The sequence below is a fragment of the Actibacterium naphthalenivorans genome, from assembly GCF_014196965.1.
Lineage (GTDB): Bacteria > Pseudomonadota > Alphaproteobacteria > Rhodobacterales > Rhodobacteraceae > Actibacterium_A > Actibacterium_A naphthalenivorans.
The window spans coordinates 1,062,121-1,077,293 of sequence record NZ_JACIEQ010000001.1; the positions used below are offsets into that span (position 1 = coordinate 1,062,121).

Here is a 15,173-nt window from a genome sequence, read left to right on the forward strand (position 1 = left end):
GCGGCGAACGCGCCGCCCACAACCATTTATTCGGCCGCAGTCGCAGACGTGACCGAAAGAGAGCCGCCAGCCTTGGCCACCGCGTCCACGGCAGACTTCGACGCGCCGGTGACCGAGAGATCGACCTTGGCGGTGAAATCGCCCTTGGCCAGCACCCGGACGCCATCCAGCTTGCGGCGAACCAGGCCGCTTGCGATCAGCGCGTCTTCGGTGATGGCCGCGCCGGCGTCCAGCTTGCCCTCGTCGATGAACTTCTGGATCAGACCCAGGTTCACCACGGCGAATTTCTTGCGGTTGGGCTTGTTGAAGCCACGCTTCGGCAGACGCTGGTAAAGCGGCATCTGGCCGCCCTCATAGCCCTTGATCGCCACACCCGAACGGGATTTCTGACCCTTGATACCACGGCCACCGGTCTTGCCGGTGCCCGAGCCGGGGCCCCGGCCGATCCGCTTGCGGGATTTGGTCGCGCCCGCGTTGTCGCGCAGTTCATGCAGTTTCATGTCGCTTCTCCTTTGCCGGATGCGGCCCCCAGCGACGGGAGCGGCCGACCACGGCGTTTCTGACTGTCATCCCCGCCCCGGCGGGGAACAACGCTTCTAATGCAGCGGCGAAAGCCGGCGATCCCCGCTTGCGCGGGGAGGCCGGCCCGGCTTCAGCCGCGCTCTTCGACGATTTCCACCAGATGCGGGATCTTGCGGATCATGCCCCGCACTGCCGGAGTGTCTTCCAGCTCGCGCGTGCGGTGCATCTTGTTCAGGCCCAGGCCCACCAGCGTCTGGCGCTGGATGGCGGGGCGGCGGATCGGGCTGCCGATCTGCTTTACAACGATGGTCTTTGCCATGTGACCCTCTCCTTACGCTTCGGCCGCAACCGGCGCTTCGGCGTCGGTTTCAGGCTTTTTCAGGATGTCGGCGACCTTCTTGCCACGGCGCTGCGCGACCAGACGGGGCGAGCTTTCCTTGGTCAGGCCGTCGAGGGTGGCGCGGATCATGTTGTAGGGGTTCTGGCTGCCGATCGACTTGGCGACCACATCCTGAATGCCCAGCATTTCGAACACAGCCCGCATCGGACCACCGGCGATGATGCCGGTACCCTGCGGCGCGGTGCGCATCACGACCTTGCCGGCGCCATGGCGGCCTTCCATGTCGTGATGCAGCGTGCGGCCTTCGCGCAGCGGCACACGCATCAGGTTGCGCTTGGCCTGTTCGGTGGCCTTGCGAATCGCCTCGGGCACCTCTTTGGCCTTGCCCTTGCCGAAGCCGACACGGCCCTTCTGATCACCCACGACCACAAGCGCGGCAAAGCCGAAGCGTTTACCACCCTTCACGGTCTTGGATACGCGGTTGATCGCCACGAGACGATCGGCGAATTCCGGGGTTTCCTCGCGTTCGCGACGATTGTCCCGGCGTTTTGGATCTCTTGCCATCTGTCGTCTCCTTAGAACTTCAGGCCGCCTTCACGGGCAGCTTCGGCCAGAGCCTTGACCTTCCCGTGAAAGAGGAAACCACCACGATCGAAGAAGCAGTCTTCGATGCCGGCCTTCTTGGCCCGCTCTGCGATTGCCGCACCAACCTTGGCCGCAGCTTCGACGTTGTTCTTGCCAACGACGCCCAGATCCTTCTCGAGCGAGGAGGCCGAGGCGAGCGTCACGCCGTTCACATCGTCGATCAGCTGCACGCTGATGTTCTTGTTGCTGCGATGCACCGACAGGCGCGGACGGCCATTGGCCATCTTCCGCAGTTTGTTCCGAACGCGCAGACGGCGCTTCAGAAACAGATCTCGTTTACTGTTTGCCATTTTGCGTCCTTACTTCTTCTTGCCTTCCTTGCGGAAGATGAATTCGCCCTTATAGCGGATACCCTTGCCTTTATAAGGCTCGGGCTTGCGCCATTCGCGAATGTTTGCTGCGACCTGACCGACCAGTTGCTCGTCGGTGCCCTCGATCATGATCTGGGTCTGCTTCGGGGCGGTGACGGTTACACCGGCCGGCACCTCGAAGTTGACCTCGTGGCTCAGGCCCAGCGACAGCTTCAGGGTGTTGCCCTGCATCTGCGCCCTGTAACCCACACCCTGGATCTCAAGCTCTTTCGTGAAACCGCCGCTCACGCCCTGCACCAGGTTCTGAACCATGGTGCGCGACATGCCCCATTGCTGGCGCGCCCGCTTGGACGACCCGCGCGGGGTGACGGTGACCGTGTTGTCTTCCACCTTCAGGGTGACATCGTCGGTCGCGGTGAAGCTGCGGGCGCCTTTGGGGCCCTTCACTTCAACGGTCTGGCCGGAGACGGACGCCGAAACACCCGACGGCAGCTCGACCGGTCTTTTACCAATGCGAGACATACCAAACCCCCTTAGAAGACCGTGCAGAGCACTTCGCCGCCAACGTTGGCCGACCGTGCTGCTGCATCCGACATCACGCCCTTGGACGTGGAGACGATGGAGACACCCAGGCCCTGACGGACCGACGGGATATCCTTGACACTCATATAAACGCGGCGGCCCGGCTTCGAGACCCGCTTGAGCTCGCGGATCACAGGGGTGCCCTCGTAATATTTGAGGCTGATTTCAAGCTCCGGCATCCCGAGGGTGCTGGTGGCTTCTTCATAGCCGCGGATATAGCCTTCGTCCTTGAGCACATCCAGAACCCAGGCGCGAAGCTTGGAGGCCGGCGTGCGGACGGTGGATTTCCCGCGCAGCTGCGCGTTGCGGATACGGGTGAGCATATCGCCGACAGGATCGTTTACTGACATATCAAACCCTCCTTACCAGCTGGACTTAACCATGCCGGGGATCTGGCCCTGAGAGCCGAGTTCCCGAAGCATGATCCGCGACACTTTCAGCTTGCGGTAATACGCATGCGGACGACCGGTCAGCTCACAACGGTTGTGCAGCCGGGTCGCGGAAGAGTTGCGGGGCAGTTTCGCCAGTTTCAGACGCGCCTTGAAACGTTCTTCCATCGGCAGGTCTTCGTTATTCGCGATCTCTTTCAGAGCGGCACGCTTGGCGGCGTATTTGTCCACCAGCTTCTGGCGCTTCTTCTCGCGTTCGATCATTGCTTTCTTAGCCATGTTCTCTCTCTCCCGCTGCTTCAGCTGTTGAAGGGCATGTTGAAATGCTTCAACAGCGCCTTCGCTTCCGCGTCGGTTTTCGCGGTGGTGGCAATCACGATGTCCATGCCCCAAACCTCATCGACCTTGTCGAAATCGATCTCGGGGAACACGATGTGCTCTTTCAGGCCCATGGCATAGTTGCCGCGGCCATCGAAGGATTTGCCGGAAACGCCGCGGAAGTCGCGGATACGCGGCATGGCGACGGTGATCAGACGATCCAGGAATTCATACATCCGGTCGCCGCGCAGGGTCACCTTGGTGCCCAGCGGCATGTCTTCGCGGACACGGAAACCGGCGATCGACTTCTTGGCCTTGTTGATCACGGCCTTCTGGCCGGCAATCGCGGTCAGGTCGGCTTCGGCCGATTTGACCTTCTTGGAATCCTTCACCGCCTCGGCGCCACAACCGATGTTCAGCACGATCTTGTCGAGGCGCGGAATCATCATGTCGTTGGAATAGCCGAACTCTTCCTTCAGAGTGGCGCGGATCTGATCCTTGTAGACCGCCTTCAGGCGCGGGGTATAGGTTGCAACGTCAAGCATCAGACAGCCTCCCCGGTGGTTTTGGCATAACGAACCTTCTTGCCCTCTTCCACGCGGAAGCCGACGCGGGTGGCCTTGCCGTTCGCGTCGCTCAGGGCCAGATTCGACAGGTCGATCGGCATGGCGACGGGAACGCGGCCACCCTGGCTGTTTTGCGATTGCTTGGTGTGGCGGATGGCGATGTTCACGCCCTCGACCACGGCCTTGCCGGCCTTCGGGTCAACCGACGAAATCTCGCCCGACTTGCCCTTGTCCTTGCCGGCCAGCACGATGACCTTGTCACCTTTGCGGAGTTTGGCAGCCATTACAGCACCTCCGGAGCAAGCGAGATGATTTTCATGAAGTTCTTGGCGCGCAGCTCACGAACGACCGGGCCGAAGATACGGGTGCCGATCGGCTCGTTGTTGTTGTTCAGGATCACCGCGGCGTTCCGGTCGAACCGGATGGCGGTGCCGTCTTCGCGGCGAACTTCTTTGGCGGTGCGTACGACGACGGCCTTGCGGACGTCCCCTTTCTTCACGCGACCGCGCGGGATGGCTTCCTTCACCGAGACGACAATGATGTCGCCGACGGAGGCGTATTTACGCTTGGAACCACCCAGAACCTTGATGCACTGCACCCGGCGAGCGCCGGAGTTGTCAGCTACATCCAGATTGGTCTGCATCTGGATCATGTGGTTTCTCCCGACCTTTGGGGACTTCCCCCAGGGTTTCGATCAAACCGGAATGTGATAACCGATAATCTTCAGAGACACGCTTCAGCCCTTGCCCGCTTCATCGCCGTATTCAGCGAAGAGAGCCACAAGGATTGACGCGCGCCGCGTCGGATCAGTTGGCAACCACCTCCCAGCGTTTCGTTTTCGAAATCGGCGCGCATTCCTGAATGCGGACGGCGTCGCCAACCTTGAATTCGTTCTTCGGATCGTGAGCCCGGTATTTCTTGGACTTACGAATGGTCTTCTTCAGAACCGGATGCGTGAAGCGGCGCTCGACCGAAACCGTTACGGTCTGGTCATTCTGGTCGCTCGTCACGGTGCCTGCGAGGATGCGTTTGGGCATGTGTCGTGCTCCTTAATTCGCCGCCGCTTCAGCGGCTTTCTGGTTCAGAACCGTCTTCACACGGGCAACGTCACGACGGACGATCCGCATGCGGGCGGTGTTTTCGAGCGCGCCGGTGGCCTGCTGAAAGCGCAGGTTGAACGCCTCTTTCTTCAGGCTGGCCAGATCTTCACGAAGCTGGTCCGGCGATTTGTCACGCAGGTCTTGTGCGTTCATGGTTTCGTCCTTTCAACATCACCGGCAGGCCCCTACGCGCAACTGCGCGGGTCACCCTGATTCCAGTGGAGTTCTTGGTGAAGGCTGCGCAATACACGGGGTTCGCCTCCACATCAACCCCTTTGATCGGAAAAGCCGGATCTGAGGGAAAACTCCGCCCCGGCCCGGGCTCCGGCGCAACCATCCCCCCTCGCCCCGCCGGGCGCGCTGGTCTATGACACATCCCATGCCAAAGATCGATTCCCTCTTCGTCACCCGCCTCTACCGCGCCGCCCTGACCGAGTTCGGCGACGCCATTGAAACCTCCGAACTGGAGGCCGCGTGTTACTCCATCGCCGAGGATGACGAGGCCGGGCACGACTGGTGCGAAGCCAACGGCTATCCCGGCTACACAAGCTATGCCTCGCTGACCGACCTGCCCTGGCGCTTTCCGGTGTTTCAGGATCTGGTGACGACCCTCGACAAACACGTGGCCGCCTTCGCCGAGGATCTGGAATTCGATCTCGAGGGCCGCAAGCTGAAGCTCGAGGATATCTGGATCAACATCCTGCCCGAGGGTGGCAGCCACAGCTCTCACCTGCATCCGCATTCGGTGATCTCGGGCACCACCTATGTGGCGATGCCCGGCGGCGCCTCGGCGCTGAAGCTGGAGGATCCGCGCTCGGCCCGGATGATGGCCGCCCCCGCCCGCCGCAAGGATGCGCGCGAAGAGTTGCGGCAGTTCATCTATGTGGCGCCCACCGCCGGCGAAGTGCTGCTTTGGGAAAGCTGGCTGCGCCACGAGGTGCCGATGAACATGGCCGAAGAAGAGCGGATCTCGGTCAGCTTCAACTATAGCTGGGAGTGAGCGGCCAGCCGCCCCCCCCGCGCGACGTACGCACAAGCAAAAGCCCCCGCCGATCGCTCGGCGGGGGCTTTCGATTTCCGTTGACCGGAACTTACCAGTCTTCGCGCTGAACGATGCGGGTCTTCAGCGGCAGCTTCATCGCGGCCAGGCGCAGAGCCTCGCGCGCGACAGCCTCGGTCACGCCGTCGATCTCGAACATCACGCGGCCGGGCTTGACCTTGGCGGCCCAGTAATCGACCGAGCCCTTGCCCTTACCCATCCGGACTTCCGTGGGCTTCGACGACACGGGCGTGTCGGGGAAGATACGGATCCAGACACGGCCCTGACGCTTCATGTGCCGGGTCATCGCGCGGCGAGCCGCCTCGATCTGACGCGCGGTCACACGCTCGGGCTGGGTGGCCTTGAGACCGAAGGTGCCGAAGTTCAGGTCGAACCCGCCCTTGGCCTGCCCGCTGATGCGGCCTTTGTGCATCTTGCGGAATTTTGTACGCTTTGGTTGCAGCATCTCATCTACTCCTTAGCGCCGGCCGCCGGCGCCACGCGGCGCGGGACCTTCCTGAAGCTCCTGCTGGCGACGGTCACGGGCAGACGGGTCATGCTCCATGATCTCACCTTTGAAGATCCAGACTTTGATACCAATGATGCCATAGGGCGTTTCCGCCTCGTAGTTGGCATAGTCGATGTCGGCGCGCAGCGTGTGCAGCGGCACCCGGCCCTCGCGGTACCACTCGGTCCGCGCGATCTCGGCACCGCCCAGACGGCCGGCGACGTTCACACGAATACCCAGGGCCCCCATGCGCATGGCGTTCTGCACGGCGCGCTTCATGGCGCGGCGGAAGGAAACCCGGCGCTCCAGCTGCTGTGCGATGCTTTCGGCCACCAGCTGGGCGTCCAGCTCGGGCTTGCGCACCTCGACGATGTTCAGGTGCAGCTCGCTGTCGGTCATCGCCGCCAGCTTCTTGCGCAGGGTTTCGATATCGGCGCCTTTTTTGCCGATGATCACGCCCGGGCGCGCTGTGTGAATCGTCACCCGGCACTTCTTGTGCGGGCGCTCGATGATGATGCGGCTGACGCCGGCCTGCTTGCACTCTTCACGAATGAACTCACGCATCCGGAGATCCTCCAGCAGGAGGTTCCCGTAGTCCTTCGTGTCGGCGTACCAGCGGCTGTCCCAGGTGCGGTTGACCTGCAGGCGCATGCCGATCGGATTGACCTTATGACCCATTACGCTTGCTCCTCAACTTGACGCACCTTGATGGTGAGTTCCGAGAACGGCTTGACGATCTTGCCGAACCGCCCACGGGCCCGCGGGCGACCGCGCTTCATGGTCAGGTTCTTACCAACATAGGCCTCGGCCACGACCAGCTCGTCCACATCCAGATTGTGGTTGTTCTCGGCATTGGCGATGGCGGACTGAAGACATTTCTTCACGTCATCGGCGATCCGCTTTTTCGAGAAGGTCAGATCGGCCAGAGCCTTGTCCACCTTCTTGCCACGGATCATCTGCGCCACCAGGTTCAGCTTCTGCGGCGAGGTGCGAAGCATGCGGGTTTTCGCCATTGCCTCGTTCTCGGCCACGCGGCGGGCGTTCTTTTCCTTACCCATGACCGATTACCTCTTCTTCGCTTTTTTATCGGCCGCGTGGCCGTAATAGGTCCGCGTCGGCGCGTATTCACCGAATTTCTGGCCGATCATGTCTTCCGACACGTTGACCGGAATGTGCTTCTGGCCGTTGTAGACGCCAAACGTCAGGCCCACGAACTGGGGCAGGATCGTCGAGCGGCGCGACCAGATCTTGATAACTTCGTTGCGGCCGGATTCGCGGCTCTTCTCGGCTTTCTTCAGCACGTAAGAGTCGACGAAGGGGCCTTTCCAAACAGAACGCGACATGATTAGCGGCCCTTCTTCTTGGCGTGACGCGAGCGGATGATCAGCTTGCCCGACGCCTTGTTCCTATCACGGGTGCGGGCACCCTTGGTGGGCTTGCCCCAGGGCGTGACCGGATGACGGCCACCCGAGGTGCGGCCCTCACCACCACCATGCGGGTGATCAACCGGGTTCATGACCACACCACGCACCGACGGGCGGATGCCCTTGTGGCGGTTGCGGCCGGCCTTGCCGAGGTTCTGGTTGGAATTGTCGGGGTTCGACACGGCACCGACGGTGCACATGCATTCCTGACGCACCATCCGCAGCTCGCCCGAAGACAGGCGGATCTGGGCATAGCCACCGTCGCGGCCCACGAACTGGGCATAGGTGCCGGCGGCACGTGCGATCTGGCCGCCCTTGCCGGGCTTCATCTCGACGTTGTGCACGATCGTACCGATCGGCAGGCCGCTGAAGGGCATCGCGTTGCCCGGCTTCACATCAGCCTTGGCCGACGCGATCACCTGGTCGCCAACGCCAAGACGTTGCGGCGCCAGGATATAGGCCTGCTCGCCGTCGTCATATTTGATCAGCGCGATGAAGGCCGTCCGGTTCGGGTCATATTCGATCCGCTCGACGGTTGCGGCCACATCGAATTTCGTGCGCTTGAAATCCACGACGCGGTAAAGACGCTTCGCGCCACCGCCGCGGCGGCGCATTGTAATCCGTCCGGTGTTGTTCCGGCCGCCCTTCTTGGCCAAACCCTCGGTAAGGGATTTGACCGGACGTCCTTTCCAAAGCTCCGAACGGTCGATCAGAACCAGCCCACGCTGGCCTGGCGTCGTCGGCTTATACGACTTGAGTGCCATGCTTTCTGTCTTCCGTTAGCTTGGAGGCGTTATGCCCCGGTTAGAAACAACCTCGGCCCCGGAGAACCGGGGCCGAAGATTCGCAGCCTTCTATCAGAGGCCCGTAGAGACGTCGATAGTGTTACCCTCTTCCAGGGTGACATAGGCCTTCTTGACGTCCTTGCGCTTGCCCAGCATGCCGCGGAACCGCTTGGATTTGCCTTTGGTGATGGTCGTGTTCACGGCCTTCACCTTGACACCAAACAGGTTTTCGATGGCTTCCTTGATCTGCGGCTTGTTCGCCTCCATCGCCACTTCGAACACCACGGCGCCGTTTTCGGACGCCATCGTGGCCTTCTCGGTGATGACCGGCTTGCGGATCACGTCGTAATGTTCTGCCTTCGCGCTCATTTCAGTCGAGCCTCCAGTGCTTCGACACCCGCCTTCGTGAGCACCAGCGTGTCACGCTTCAGGATGTCATAAACATTCGCGCCGACCGACGGCAGCACATCGAGACCTTCGATGTTCCGCGCGGCCTTGGCGAAGTTTTCATTCACCTGCGCCCCGTCGATCACCAGCGCGCGCTTCCAGCCCAGGTTCTTCACCGCCTTGGCCAGCGCCGAGGTCTTGGCTTCGGCCAGATCGGCGGTGTCGATGATGACCAGCTCACCCGCAACCGCCTTGGCGGACAGCGCATGGCACAGGCCAAGCTTGCGGAACTTCTTGGTCAGCTCGTGGCCGTGGCTGCGCGGGGTCGGGCCCTTATAGATACCACCCTTGCGGAAGATCGGCGCGTTGCGGTCACCGTGGCGTGCGCCGCCGGTGCCCTTCTGGCGATAGATCTTCTTGGTCGAGTAGCTGGTCTCCGAGCGGGTCTTCACCTTGTGGGTGCCGGCCTGCGCGTTGTTGCGCTGCCAGCGGACCACACGGTGCAGGATGTCCGCACGCGGCTCCAGGCCGAAGATCTCGTCGCCGAGATCAACGGTGCCGGCATTGCCGCCGTCCAGATTGATCACCTCAAGTTTCATGCTTCGCCTCCTTCGGCGGGCGCTTCTTCAGCGGCGGCTTCAACCTTGGCCGATTTCAGAGCCGCCGGCAGAACCAGATTCTCGGGAACCGGCTTCTTGACAGCGTCCTTGATCGTGACCCAGCCCCCCTTGGAGCCGGGAACCGCGCCCTTGACCATGATCAGGCCACGGTCGGCGTCGGTCTTGACGACCTGAAGGTTCTGGGTGGTGACACGGGCAGCACCCATGTGACCGGCCATCTTCTTGCCCTTGAACACCCGGCCCGGATCCTGACACTGACCCGTCGAACCGTGCGAGCGGTGGCTGATCGACACACCGTGAGAAGCCCGCAGACCCCCGAAGTTGTGCCGCTTCATCGCACCGGCAAAGCCCTTACCGATCGAGGTGCCCGAAACGTCCACGAACTGACCCGCGAAATAATGGTCGGCGGTGATTTCCTCACCCACGCCGATCAGGTTTTCCGGGGCCACGCGGAATTCCGCGATCTTCCGCTTCGGCGCAACATTGGCCTTGGCGAAATGGCCGCGCATCGGGGCCGATGTCCGCTTGGCCTTGGCCGTGCCCGCGCCGAGCTGAACGGCGGTATAGCCATCCGTCTCGGCCGTGCGCTGTGCCACGACCTGCAGGTTGTCGAGTTGAAGGACGGTCACGGGAATCTGCTTCCCGTCCTCCATGAACAGCCGGGTCATCCCGACCTTCTTCGCGATTACACCAGAGCGCATCTCGGGATACCCTCCTTAAACCTTGATCTCGACGTCGACACCGGCGGCCAGGTCGAGCTTCATGAGCGCGTCCACGGTCTGCGGGGTCGGGTCGATGATGTCGAGAAGCCGCTTGTGCGTGCGGATTTCCCACTGATCACGGGATTTCTTGTCAACGTGGGGACCACGCAGAACCGTGAATTTTTCAATTTTGTTCGGCAGCGGGATCGGGCCACGAACCTGAGCGCCGGTGCGCTTGGCAGTGTTCACGATTTCCTGCGTGCTGGCATCCAGCACACGGTAATCGAAGGCCTTCAGCCGGATGCGAATGTTTTGCGACTGCATGTCGGTGCCTTTCGCGGCTTAGAGTTGATAGGTGGAGCGAGGGTCATTCCCCGCCCCACGTCGAACCCGGAGGTCTTGGTTTACTCGATGATCTTGGAAACGACGCCTGCGCCGACGGTGCGGCCGCCTTCGCGGATGGCGAAGCGCAGCTTCTCTTCCATCGCGATCGGCGCGATCAGCTCGACCTCGAACTTCAGGTTGTCGCCCGGCATCACCATCTCGGTGCCCTCGGGCAGCGTCACGGTGCCGGTCACATCCGTCGTCCGGAAGTAGAACTGCGGCCGGTAGTTCGCGAAGAACGGCGTGTGCCGGCCACCCTCTTCCTTGGTCAGGATATAGGCTTCGGCCTCGAACTTCGTGTGCGGCGTCACCGAACCCGGCTTGCACAGAACCTGCCCGCGCTCCACGCCCTCACGGTCGATGCCGCGCAGCAGCGCGCCGATGTTGTCGCCGGCCTCACCACGATCGAGCAGCTTGCGGAACATTTCCACGCCCGTGCAGGTCGTCTTCTTGGTGTCGGTGATGCCCACGATCTCAAGCTCGTCGCCCACGTTCACGACGCCCCGCTCGACCCGACCGGTCACAACCGTGCCGCGGCCGGAAATCGAGAACACGTCCTCGATCGGCATCAGGAACGGCTGGTCGACCGCGCGCTCGGGCGTCGGGATGTATTCGTCCACCGCCGCCAGAAGCTCGCGGATCGAGTTCTCGCCGATCTCGGGATCGCGGCCTTCCAGCGCCGCCAGCGCCGAGCCCTTGATCACCGGAATGTCGTCGCCCGGATAGTCGTAGGACGACAGCAGCTCGCGGATCTCCATCTCCACCAGCTCCAGAAGCTCCTCGTCATCCACCTGGTCGACCTTGTTCATGTAGACGACCATGTAGGGGATGCCCACCTGGCGCCCCAGCAGGATGTGCTCGCGCGTCTGCGGCATCGGGCCGTCCGCCGAGTTCACGACCAGGATCGCCCCGTCCATCTGCGCCGCACCGGTGATCATGTTCTTCACATAGTCGGCGTGCCCGGGGCAGTCCACATGCGCGTAGTGACGGGTTTCCGTCTCGTATTCCACATGCGCGGTCGAGATCGTGATCCCGCGCGCCTTCTCTTCCGGCGCGCCGTCGATCTGATCATAGGCCTTGAAATCACCGTAATACTTCGTGATCGCCGCCGTCAGCGTCGTCTTGCCGTGGTCAACATGCCCGATCGTGCCGATGTTAACGTGCGGTTTGGTACGCTCAAACTTTTCCTTAGCCATGATGGCCTCCTCTATTCTTCGGGTGGCGGGGAGCCCGCCCTACAGTTGGTGGGTAGGGCGGGGTTCACCCCGCCACCCGGTTAAGCGTATTTCGCCTGAATTTCGTCCGAGATGTTCTGCGGAACCGGCTCGTAATGGTCGAACTGCATCGAGAAGTTGGCCCGGCCCGAAGACATCGAGCGCAGGTTGTTGATGTAGCCGAACATGTTGGCCAGCGGCACGAAGGCATTGACGACATTGGCGTTGCCGCGTGTCTCCTGCCCCTGCACCTGGCCCCGACGCGAGGTCAGATCGCCGATGATGCCGCCGGTATATTCCTCCGGGGTCACCACTTCGACCTTCATGATCGGCTCCAGCAGCTTGGCCCCGGCCTTTTTCAGACCTTCGCGCATGGCAGCCCGTGCCGCGATCTCGAACGCCAGAACGCTGGAGTCCACATCGTGATAGGCACCGTCGATCAGCGCGACCTTGAAGTCGATCACCGGGAAGCCAGCCAGCGGGCCGGAATCCATGACCGACTTGATCCCCTTCTCGACGCCCGGAATGTATTCCTTCGGGACGTTGCCGCCGACAATCTTCGATTCGAACGAATAGCCTTCGCCCGGCTCGGTCGGCGAGATGACCATCTTGACGCGCGCGAACTGACCGGACCCACCCGACTGTTTCTTGTGGGTATAGTCGATCTCGGCCTCGTGACCGATCGTCTCGCGGTAGGCCACCTGCGGCGCACCGATGTTGGCCTCGACCTTGAATTCGCGCTTCAGGCGGTCGACCAGGATGTCCAGGTGAAGTTCGCCCATGCCCTTCATGATCGTCTGACCGGATTCCAGATCGGTTTCCACGCGGAACGAGGGATCCTCGGCGGCCAGACGGGCCAGACCCTGAGACATCTTCTCCTGGTCGGCTTTGGTCTTGGGCTCGACAGCGATCTCGATCACCGGATCGGGGAAGGTCATGGTTTCCAGAACCACCGGATCGTTGACCGCGCACAGCGTGTCACCCGTGGTGGTGTCCTTCAGACCGGCCAGCGCGATGATGTCGCCGGCGAATGCCTCTTCGATCTCCTCGCGGTTGATCGAATGCATCATCATCATCCGGCCCACACGCTCTTTCTTGCCCTTGGTGGAGTTGAGCATGGTGTCGCCCTTCTTCAGCTGACCCGAATAGATCCGGGTGAACGTCAGGGAGCCGACGAACGGGTCGTTCATGATTTTGAACGCAAGGCCCGAAAACGCCATGTCATCATCCGCACGGCGGGGGATGTTGCGGGTCTCTTCTTCGTCGCCGGGCTTGAAGCCCATGTAGTCGACAACGTCCAGCGGGCTGGGCAGGTAATCGACAACAGCGTTCAGCAGCGGCTGAACACCCTTGTTCTTGAACGCCGAACCGCACAGAACCGGAACGAAGGTCATCGACAGGGTGCCCTTGCGGATCAGCTTGCGCAGGGTCGCCACGTCGGGCTCGTCGCCCTCGAGATAGGCTTCCATGGCATCGTCATCCATCTCGACGGCCATCTCGATCATCTCGCTGCGCATCTCGGCGGCCTTGTCGGCCAGCTCGGCGCGGATCGGGCGCAGTTCCCACGAAGCACCAAGGTCTTCGCCGGCCCAGACCCATTCCTTCATGGTCACCAGATCGACGATCCCCTCAAGCTCGGTCTCGGCGCCGATCGGCAGCTGGATCGGGCAGGGGCGCGCACCGGTGCGGTCTGCGATCATGTGAACGCAGTTGAAGAAATCGGCACCGATCTTGTCCATCTTGTTGACGAACACGATGCGCGGAACCTTGTACCGGTCGGCCTGGCGCCAGACGGTTTCGGTCTGGGGCTCGACGCCGGCGTTGGCGTCCAGAACCGCGACCGCACCGTCGAGCACGGCCAGCGAACGCTCGACTTCGATGGTGAAGTCCACGTGGCCGGGGGTGTCGATGATGTTCAGGCGATGCTTGGGCGTGTCGGGCGTCTTGCCGTCCTCGGTGCGTTCCCAGAACGTGGTCGTCGCAGCCGAGGTGATGGTGATGCCGCGTTCCTGCTCCTGCTCCATCCAGTCCATGGTGGCGGCGCCATCATGCACCTCACCGATGTTGTGCGATTTGCCGGTGTAGAACAGGATACGCTCCGAGCAGGTGGTCTTGCCTGCATCGATATGCGCCATGATACCGAAGTTGCGGTACCGTTCGAGGGGATATTCACGTGCCATTGGTTCGGTCCTAGGCCTGAAATGTTACCAGCGGTAATGGCTGAACGCTTTGTTCGCGTCGGCCATCTTGTGGGTGTCTTCGCGTTTCTTCACGGCGGAGCCACGGCTTTGAACGGCGTCGATCAGCTCTCCGGCCAGACGCTCTTCCATCGTGTTCTCGTTCCGCGCGCGGGAGGCCTTGATCAGCCAGCGGATCGCCAGCGCCTCGCGGCGCTCGGGGCGCACCTCAACGGGCACCTGATAGGTGGCACCGCCGACACGACGCGAACGCACCTCGACAGAGGGCTTCACGTTATCAAGCGCTTCCTGAAACACTTCGATCGGCGAGCGCTTCAGCTTGGTCTCAACCCGCTCCATCGCGCTGTACACGATACGCTCGGCGGCCGATTTCTTGCCGTCGATCATCAGGTTGTTCATGAATTTGGTCAGAACCCGATCGCCATATTTGGCGTCGGGCAGGACTTCGCGCTTTTCGGCAGCGTGACGACGGGACATACCAGTCTCTCCTTACTTCGGACGCTTGGCGCCGTATTTCGAACGACGCTGCTTACGGTCTTTGACGCCCTGGGTATCCAGCACACCACGCAGAATGTGGTAGCGAACACCCGGAAGGTCTTTTACCCGGCCGCCACGGATCAGGACCACAGAGTGTTCCTGAAGGTTGTGGCTTTCGCCCGGGATGTAACTGATGACCTCGAAACCATTGGTCAGGCGCACCTTGGCAACCTTCCGCATGGCCGAGTTCGGCTTCTTCGGTGTAGTCGTGTAAACGCGTGTGCAGACACCACGCTTCTGCGGACAAGCCTGCAGATGCATGGATTTCTGGCGCTTAACTTTCGGCTGCCGCGGCTTGCGGATCAGCTGTTGGATCGTCGGCATACCGGTTCCCCGTATTGCAACCATTCAAATTCGAAGCGCGCCCTGATTCGACAAAACGCGCAAATACCGCTGCGTCCCCTCGTTCGCGGGAACGACGCGGTGGAATTCCAGAGGATCGGGGCCTTGGGGCCCGGATCTTGACCACTTCAGTTCTGATTTCAGACCGCACGGGGCTTTCCCGACGGTCCGAGTGGGCGCGGTATATGGAGAGTCGGAAGCCTTGTCAACAGCGCTCAAGGATTGATTCACGCCATCGGCCGCCGGCGGGCGCGCCCCGCA

The 15,173-nt window shown here is 61.8% G+C and carries 26 protein-coding genes; 1 reads left to right on the forward strand and 25 read right to left on the reverse strand.

Features of this window, described 5'->3' with window-relative positions:
- Positions 1-26 precede the first annotated feature (26 nt).
- The 12 genes from rplO to rpmC form a co-directional block, all read right to left on the reverse strand.
- Complete coding sequence (gene rplO / locus GGR17_RS05220) at positions 27-500, reverse strand: 50S ribosomal protein L15 (protein WP_054537812.1); 474 nt, start codon at positions 498-500, stop codon at positions 27-29.
- A 152-nt stretch (positions 501-652) separates the two neighbouring features.
- Positions 653-841 carry a 50S ribosomal protein L30 gene (rpmD, locus tag GGR17_RS05225; RefSeq protein WP_037209310.1) on the reverse strand — a complete coding sequence of 63 codons (189 nt, stop codon included), beginning with the start codon at positions 839-841 and terminating at the stop codon, positions 653-655.
- Between the two features lie 12 nt (positions 842-853).
- Entirely contained in the window at positions 854-1,426 is a 573-nt protein-coding gene (rpsE, locus tag GGR17_RS05230) for a 30S ribosomal protein S5 (RefSeq protein ID WP_054537811.1), read from the reverse strand.
- 11 nt (positions 1,427-1,437) lie between these two features.
- Complete coding sequence (rplR, locus tag GGR17_RS05235) at positions 1,438-1,797, reverse strand: 50S ribosomal protein L18 (RefSeq protein ID WP_037209306.1); 360 nt, start codon at positions 1,795-1,797, stop codon at positions 1,438-1,440.
- A 9-nt stretch (positions 1,798-1,806) separates the two neighbouring features.
- The gene (rplF, locus tag GGR17_RS05240; protein ID WP_054537810.1) at positions 1,807-2,340 is read right to left on the reverse strand and encodes a 50S ribosomal protein L6; all 534 of its coding nucleotides are present in this window, start codon (positions 2,338-2,340) and stop codon (positions 1,807-1,809) included.
- A gap of 11 nt (positions 2,341-2,351) precedes the next feature.
- The gene (gene rpsH, locus GGR17_RS05245) at positions 2,352-2,750 is read right to left on the reverse strand and encodes a 30S ribosomal protein S8 (protein WP_037209303.1); all 399 of its coding nucleotides are present in this window, start codon (positions 2,748-2,750) and stop codon (positions 2,352-2,354) included.
- A gap of 12 nt (positions 2,751-2,762) precedes the next feature.
- Positions 2,763-3,068 carry a 30S ribosomal protein S14 gene (rpsN, locus tag GGR17_RS05250; RefSeq protein WP_037209301.1) on the reverse strand — a complete coding sequence of 102 codons (306 nt, stop codon included), beginning with the start codon at positions 3,066-3,068 and terminating at the stop codon, positions 2,763-2,765.
- A gap of 20 nt (positions 3,069-3,088) precedes the next feature.
- The gene (gene rplE / locus GGR17_RS05255; RefSeq protein ID WP_054537809.1) at positions 3,089-3,652 is read right to left on the reverse strand and encodes a 50S ribosomal protein L5; all 564 of its coding nucleotides are present in this window, start codon (positions 3,650-3,652) and stop codon (positions 3,089-3,091) included.
- Positions 3,652-3,957, reverse strand: coding sequence for a 50S ribosomal protein L24 (gene rplX / locus GGR17_RS05260; RefSeq protein ID WP_037209298.1), 306 nt, complete (start codon positions 3,955-3,957; stop codon positions 3,652-3,654). Before rplX ends, rplE begins: the two co-directional genes overlap by 1 nt.
- On the reverse strand, positions 3,957-4,325 hold the full coding sequence (gene rplN, locus GGR17_RS05265; RefSeq protein WP_011567679.1) for a 50S ribosomal protein L14: 369 nt from the start codon (positions 4,323-4,325) through the stop codon (positions 3,957-3,959). Before rplN ends, rplX begins: the two co-directional genes overlap by 1 nt.
- Positions 4,326-4,479: 154 nt before the next feature.
- On the reverse strand, positions 4,480-4,710 hold the full coding sequence (rpsQ, locus tag GGR17_RS05270) for a 30S ribosomal protein S17 (RefSeq protein WP_037209296.1): 231 nt from the start codon (positions 4,708-4,710) through the stop codon (positions 4,480-4,482).
- A gap of 12 nt (positions 4,711-4,722) precedes the next feature.
- Complete coding sequence (rpmC, locus tag GGR17_RS05275; protein ID WP_054537808.1) at positions 4,723-4,926, reverse strand: 50S ribosomal protein L29; 204 nt, start codon at positions 4,924-4,926, stop codon at positions 4,723-4,725.
- A 226-nt stretch (positions 4,927-5,152) separates the two neighbouring features.
- Here rpmC and GGR17_RS05280 point away from each other — a divergent pair, with 226 nt between their 5' ends.
- On the forward strand, positions 5,153-5,773 hold the full coding sequence (locus tag GGR17_RS05280; protein ID WP_054540283.1) for a TIGR02466 family protein: 621 nt from the start codon (positions 5,153-5,155) through the stop codon (positions 5,771-5,773).
- 91 nt (positions 5,774-5,864) lie between these two features.
- Here the strand turns inward: GGR17_RS05280 and rplP are convergent, their stop codons facing one another.
- The 13 genes from rplP to rpsL all read right to left on the reverse strand — a co-directional run bounded on the left by rplP (position 5,865) and on the right by rpsL (position 14,894).
- Positions 5,865-6,278, reverse strand: coding sequence for a 50S ribosomal protein L16 (gene rplP, locus GGR17_RS05285; RefSeq protein ID WP_037209291.1), 414 nt, complete (start codon positions 6,276-6,278; stop codon positions 5,865-5,867).
- A gap of 12 nt (positions 6,279-6,290) precedes the next feature.
- Positions 6,291-6,998 (reverse strand): 30S ribosomal protein S3, encoded by a 708-nt coding sequence (gene rpsC / locus GGR17_RS05290; RefSeq protein ID WP_037209289.1) that lies wholly within the window; start codon positions 6,996-6,998, stop codon positions 6,291-6,293.
- Positions 6,998-7,378, reverse strand: coding sequence for a 50S ribosomal protein L22 (gene rplV, locus GGR17_RS05295; protein ID WP_054537807.1), 381 nt, complete (start codon positions 7,376-7,378; stop codon positions 6,998-7,000). The genes rpsC and rplV overlap by 1 nt, the downstream gene beginning before the upstream one ends.
- A 6-nt stretch (positions 7,379-7,384) precedes the next feature.
- A complete protein-coding gene (rpsS, locus tag GGR17_RS05300) occupies positions 7,385-7,663 on the reverse strand; it encodes a 30S ribosomal protein S19 (RefSeq protein ID WP_037209286.1) in 279 nt (92 codons plus the stop codon).
- A gap of 2 nt (positions 7,664-7,665) precedes the next feature.
- On the reverse strand, positions 7,666-8,508 hold the full coding sequence (gene rplB, locus GGR17_RS05305; RefSeq protein WP_054537806.1) for a 50S ribosomal protein L2: 843 nt from the start codon (positions 8,506-8,508) through the stop codon (positions 7,666-7,668).
- A gap of 93 nt (positions 8,509-8,601) precedes the next feature.
- Positions 8,602-8,898 (reverse strand): 50S ribosomal protein L23, encoded by a 297-nt coding sequence (locus GGR17_RS05310; protein ID WP_054537805.1) that lies wholly within the window; start codon positions 8,896-8,898, stop codon positions 8,602-8,604.
- Positions 8,895-9,515 carry a 50S ribosomal protein L4 gene (gene rplD, locus GGR17_RS05315; protein ID WP_054537804.1) on the reverse strand — a complete coding sequence of 207 codons (621 nt, stop codon included), beginning with the start codon at positions 9,513-9,515 and terminating at the stop codon, positions 8,895-8,897. The genes GGR17_RS05310 and rplD overlap by 4 nt, the downstream gene beginning before the upstream one ends.
- Positions 9,512-10,237 carry a 50S ribosomal protein L3 gene (gene rplC, locus GGR17_RS05320; RefSeq protein ID WP_037209278.1) on the reverse strand — a complete coding sequence of 242 codons (726 nt, stop codon included), beginning with the start codon at positions 10,235-10,237 and terminating at the stop codon, positions 9,512-9,514. Before rplC ends, rplD begins: the two co-directional genes overlap by 4 nt.
- Positions 10,238-10,252: 15 nt before the next feature.
- Positions 10,253-10,561, reverse strand: coding sequence for a 30S ribosomal protein S10 (rpsJ, locus tag GGR17_RS05325; protein ID WP_037209276.1), 309 nt, complete (start codon positions 10,559-10,561; stop codon positions 10,253-10,255).
- A gap of 80 nt (positions 10,562-10,641) precedes the next feature.
- The gene (gene tuf, locus GGR17_RS05330; RefSeq protein ID WP_054537798.1) at positions 10,642-11,817 is read right to left on the reverse strand and encodes an elongation factor Tu; all 1,176 of its coding nucleotides are present in this window, start codon (positions 11,815-11,817) and stop codon (positions 10,642-10,644) included.
- 80 nt (positions 11,818-11,897) lie between these two features.
- Positions 11,898-14,015: an elongation factor G gene (gene fusA, locus GGR17_RS05335; RefSeq protein WP_054537803.1), complete on the reverse strand. Its 2,118-nt coding sequence runs from the start codon at positions 14,013-14,015 to the stop codon at positions 11,898-11,900.
- A 24-nt stretch (positions 14,016-14,039) separates the two neighbouring features.
- Positions 14,040-14,510: a 30S ribosomal protein S7 gene (gene rpsG, locus GGR17_RS05340; RefSeq protein WP_037210829.1), complete on the reverse strand. Its 471-nt coding sequence runs from the start codon at positions 14,508-14,510 to the stop codon at positions 14,040-14,042.
- A 12-nt stretch (positions 14,511-14,522) separates the two neighbouring features.
- Positions 14,523-14,894: a 30S ribosomal protein S12 gene (rpsL, locus tag GGR17_RS05345; RefSeq protein WP_035253348.1), complete on the reverse strand. Its 372-nt coding sequence runs from the start codon at positions 14,892-14,894 to the stop codon at positions 14,523-14,525.
- Positions 14,895-15,173: the final 279 nt, after the last annotated feature.

Coding starts and splice junctions, on each gene's coding strand:
- rplO (WP_054537812.1), bottom strand. CDS start 500: ATGAAACTGCATGAACTGCGCGACAACGCGGGCGCGACCAAATCCCGC.
- rpmD (WP_037209310.1), bottom strand. CDS start 841: ATGGCAAAGACCATCGTTGTAAAGCAGATCGGCAGCCCGATCCGCCGC.
- rpsE (WP_054537811.1), bottom strand. CDS start 1,426: ATGGCAAGAGATCCAAAACGCCGGGACAATCGTCGCGAACGCGAGGAA.
- rplR (WP_037209306.1), bottom strand. CDS start 1,797: ATGGCAAACAGTAAACGAGATCTGTTTCTGAAGCGCCGTCTGCGCGTT.
- rplF (WP_054537810.1), bottom strand. CDS start 2,340: ATGTCTCGCATTGGTAAAAGACCGGTCGAGCTGCCGTCGGGTGTTTCG.
- rpsH (WP_037209303.1), bottom strand. CDS start 2,750: ATGTCAGTAAACGATCCTGTCGGCGATATGCTCACCCGTATCCGCAAC.
- rpsN (WP_037209301.1), bottom strand. CDS start 3,068: ATGGCTAAGAAAGCAATGATCGAACGCGAGAAGAAGCGCCAGAAGCTG.
- rplE (WP_054537809.1), bottom strand. CDS start 3,652: ATGCTTGACGTTGCAACCTATACCCCGCGCCTGAAGGCGGTCTACAAG.
- rplX (WP_037209298.1), bottom strand. CDS start 3,957: ATGGCTGCCAAACTCCGCAAAGGTGACAAGGTCATCGTGCTGGCCGGC.
- rplN (WP_011567679.1), bottom strand. CDS start 4,325: ATGATCCAGATGCAGACCAATCTGGATGTAGCTGACAACTCCGGCGCT.
- rpsQ (WP_037209296.1), bottom strand. CDS start 4,710: ATGCCCAAACGCATCCTCGCAGGCACCGTGACGAGCGACCAGAATGAC.
- rpmC (WP_054537808.1), bottom strand. CDS start 4,926: ATGAACGCACAAGACCTGCGTGACAAATCGCCGGACCAGCTTCGTGAA.
- GGR17_RS05280 (WP_054540283.1), top strand. CDS start 5,153: ATGCCAAAGATCGATTCCCTCTTCGTCACCCGCCTCTACCGCGCCGCC.
- rplP (WP_037209291.1), bottom strand. CDS start 6,278: ATGCTGCAACCAAAGCGTACAAAATTCCGCAAGATGCACAAAGGCCGC.
- rpsC (WP_037209289.1), bottom strand. CDS start 6,998: ATGGGTCATAAGGTCAATCCGATCGGCATGCGCCTGCAGGTCAACCGC.
- rplV (WP_054537807.1), bottom strand. CDS start 7,378: ATGGGTAAGGAAAAGAACGCCCGCCGCGTGGCCGAGAACGAGGCAATG.
- rpsS (WP_037209286.1), bottom strand. CDS start 7,663: ATGTCGCGTTCTGTTTGGAAAGGCCCCTTCGTCGACTCTTACGTGCTG.
- rplB (WP_054537806.1), bottom strand. CDS start 8,508: ATGGCACTCAAGTCGTATAAGCCGACGACGCCAGGCCAGCGTGGGCTG.
- GGR17_RS05310 (WP_054537805.1), bottom strand. CDS start 8,898: ATGAGCGCGAAGGCAGAACATTACGACGTGATCCGCAAGCCGGTCATC.
- rplD (WP_054537804.1), bottom strand. CDS start 9,515: ATGAAACTTGAGGTGATCAATCTGGACGGCGGCAATGCCGGCACCGTT.
- rplC (WP_037209278.1), bottom strand. CDS start 10,237: ATGCGCTCTGGTGTAATCGCGAAGAAGGTCGGGATGACCCGGCTGTTC.
- rpsJ (WP_037209276.1), bottom strand. CDS start 10,561: ATGCAGTCGCAAAACATTCGCATCCGGCTGAAGGCCTTCGATTACCGT.
- tuf (WP_054537798.1), bottom strand. CDS start 11,817: ATGGCTAAGGAAAAGTTTGAGCGTACCAAACCGCACGTTAACATCGGC.
- fusA (WP_054537803.1), bottom strand. CDS start 14,015: ATGGCACGTGAATATCCCCTCGAACGGTACCGCAACTTCGGTATCATG.
- rpsG (WP_037210829.1), bottom strand. CDS start 14,510: ATGTCCCGTCGTCACGCTGCCGAAAAGCGCGAAGTCCTGCCCGACGCC.
- rpsL (WP_035253348.1), bottom strand. CDS start 14,894: ATGCCGACGATCCAACAGCTGATCCGCAAGCCGCGGCAGCCGAAAGTT.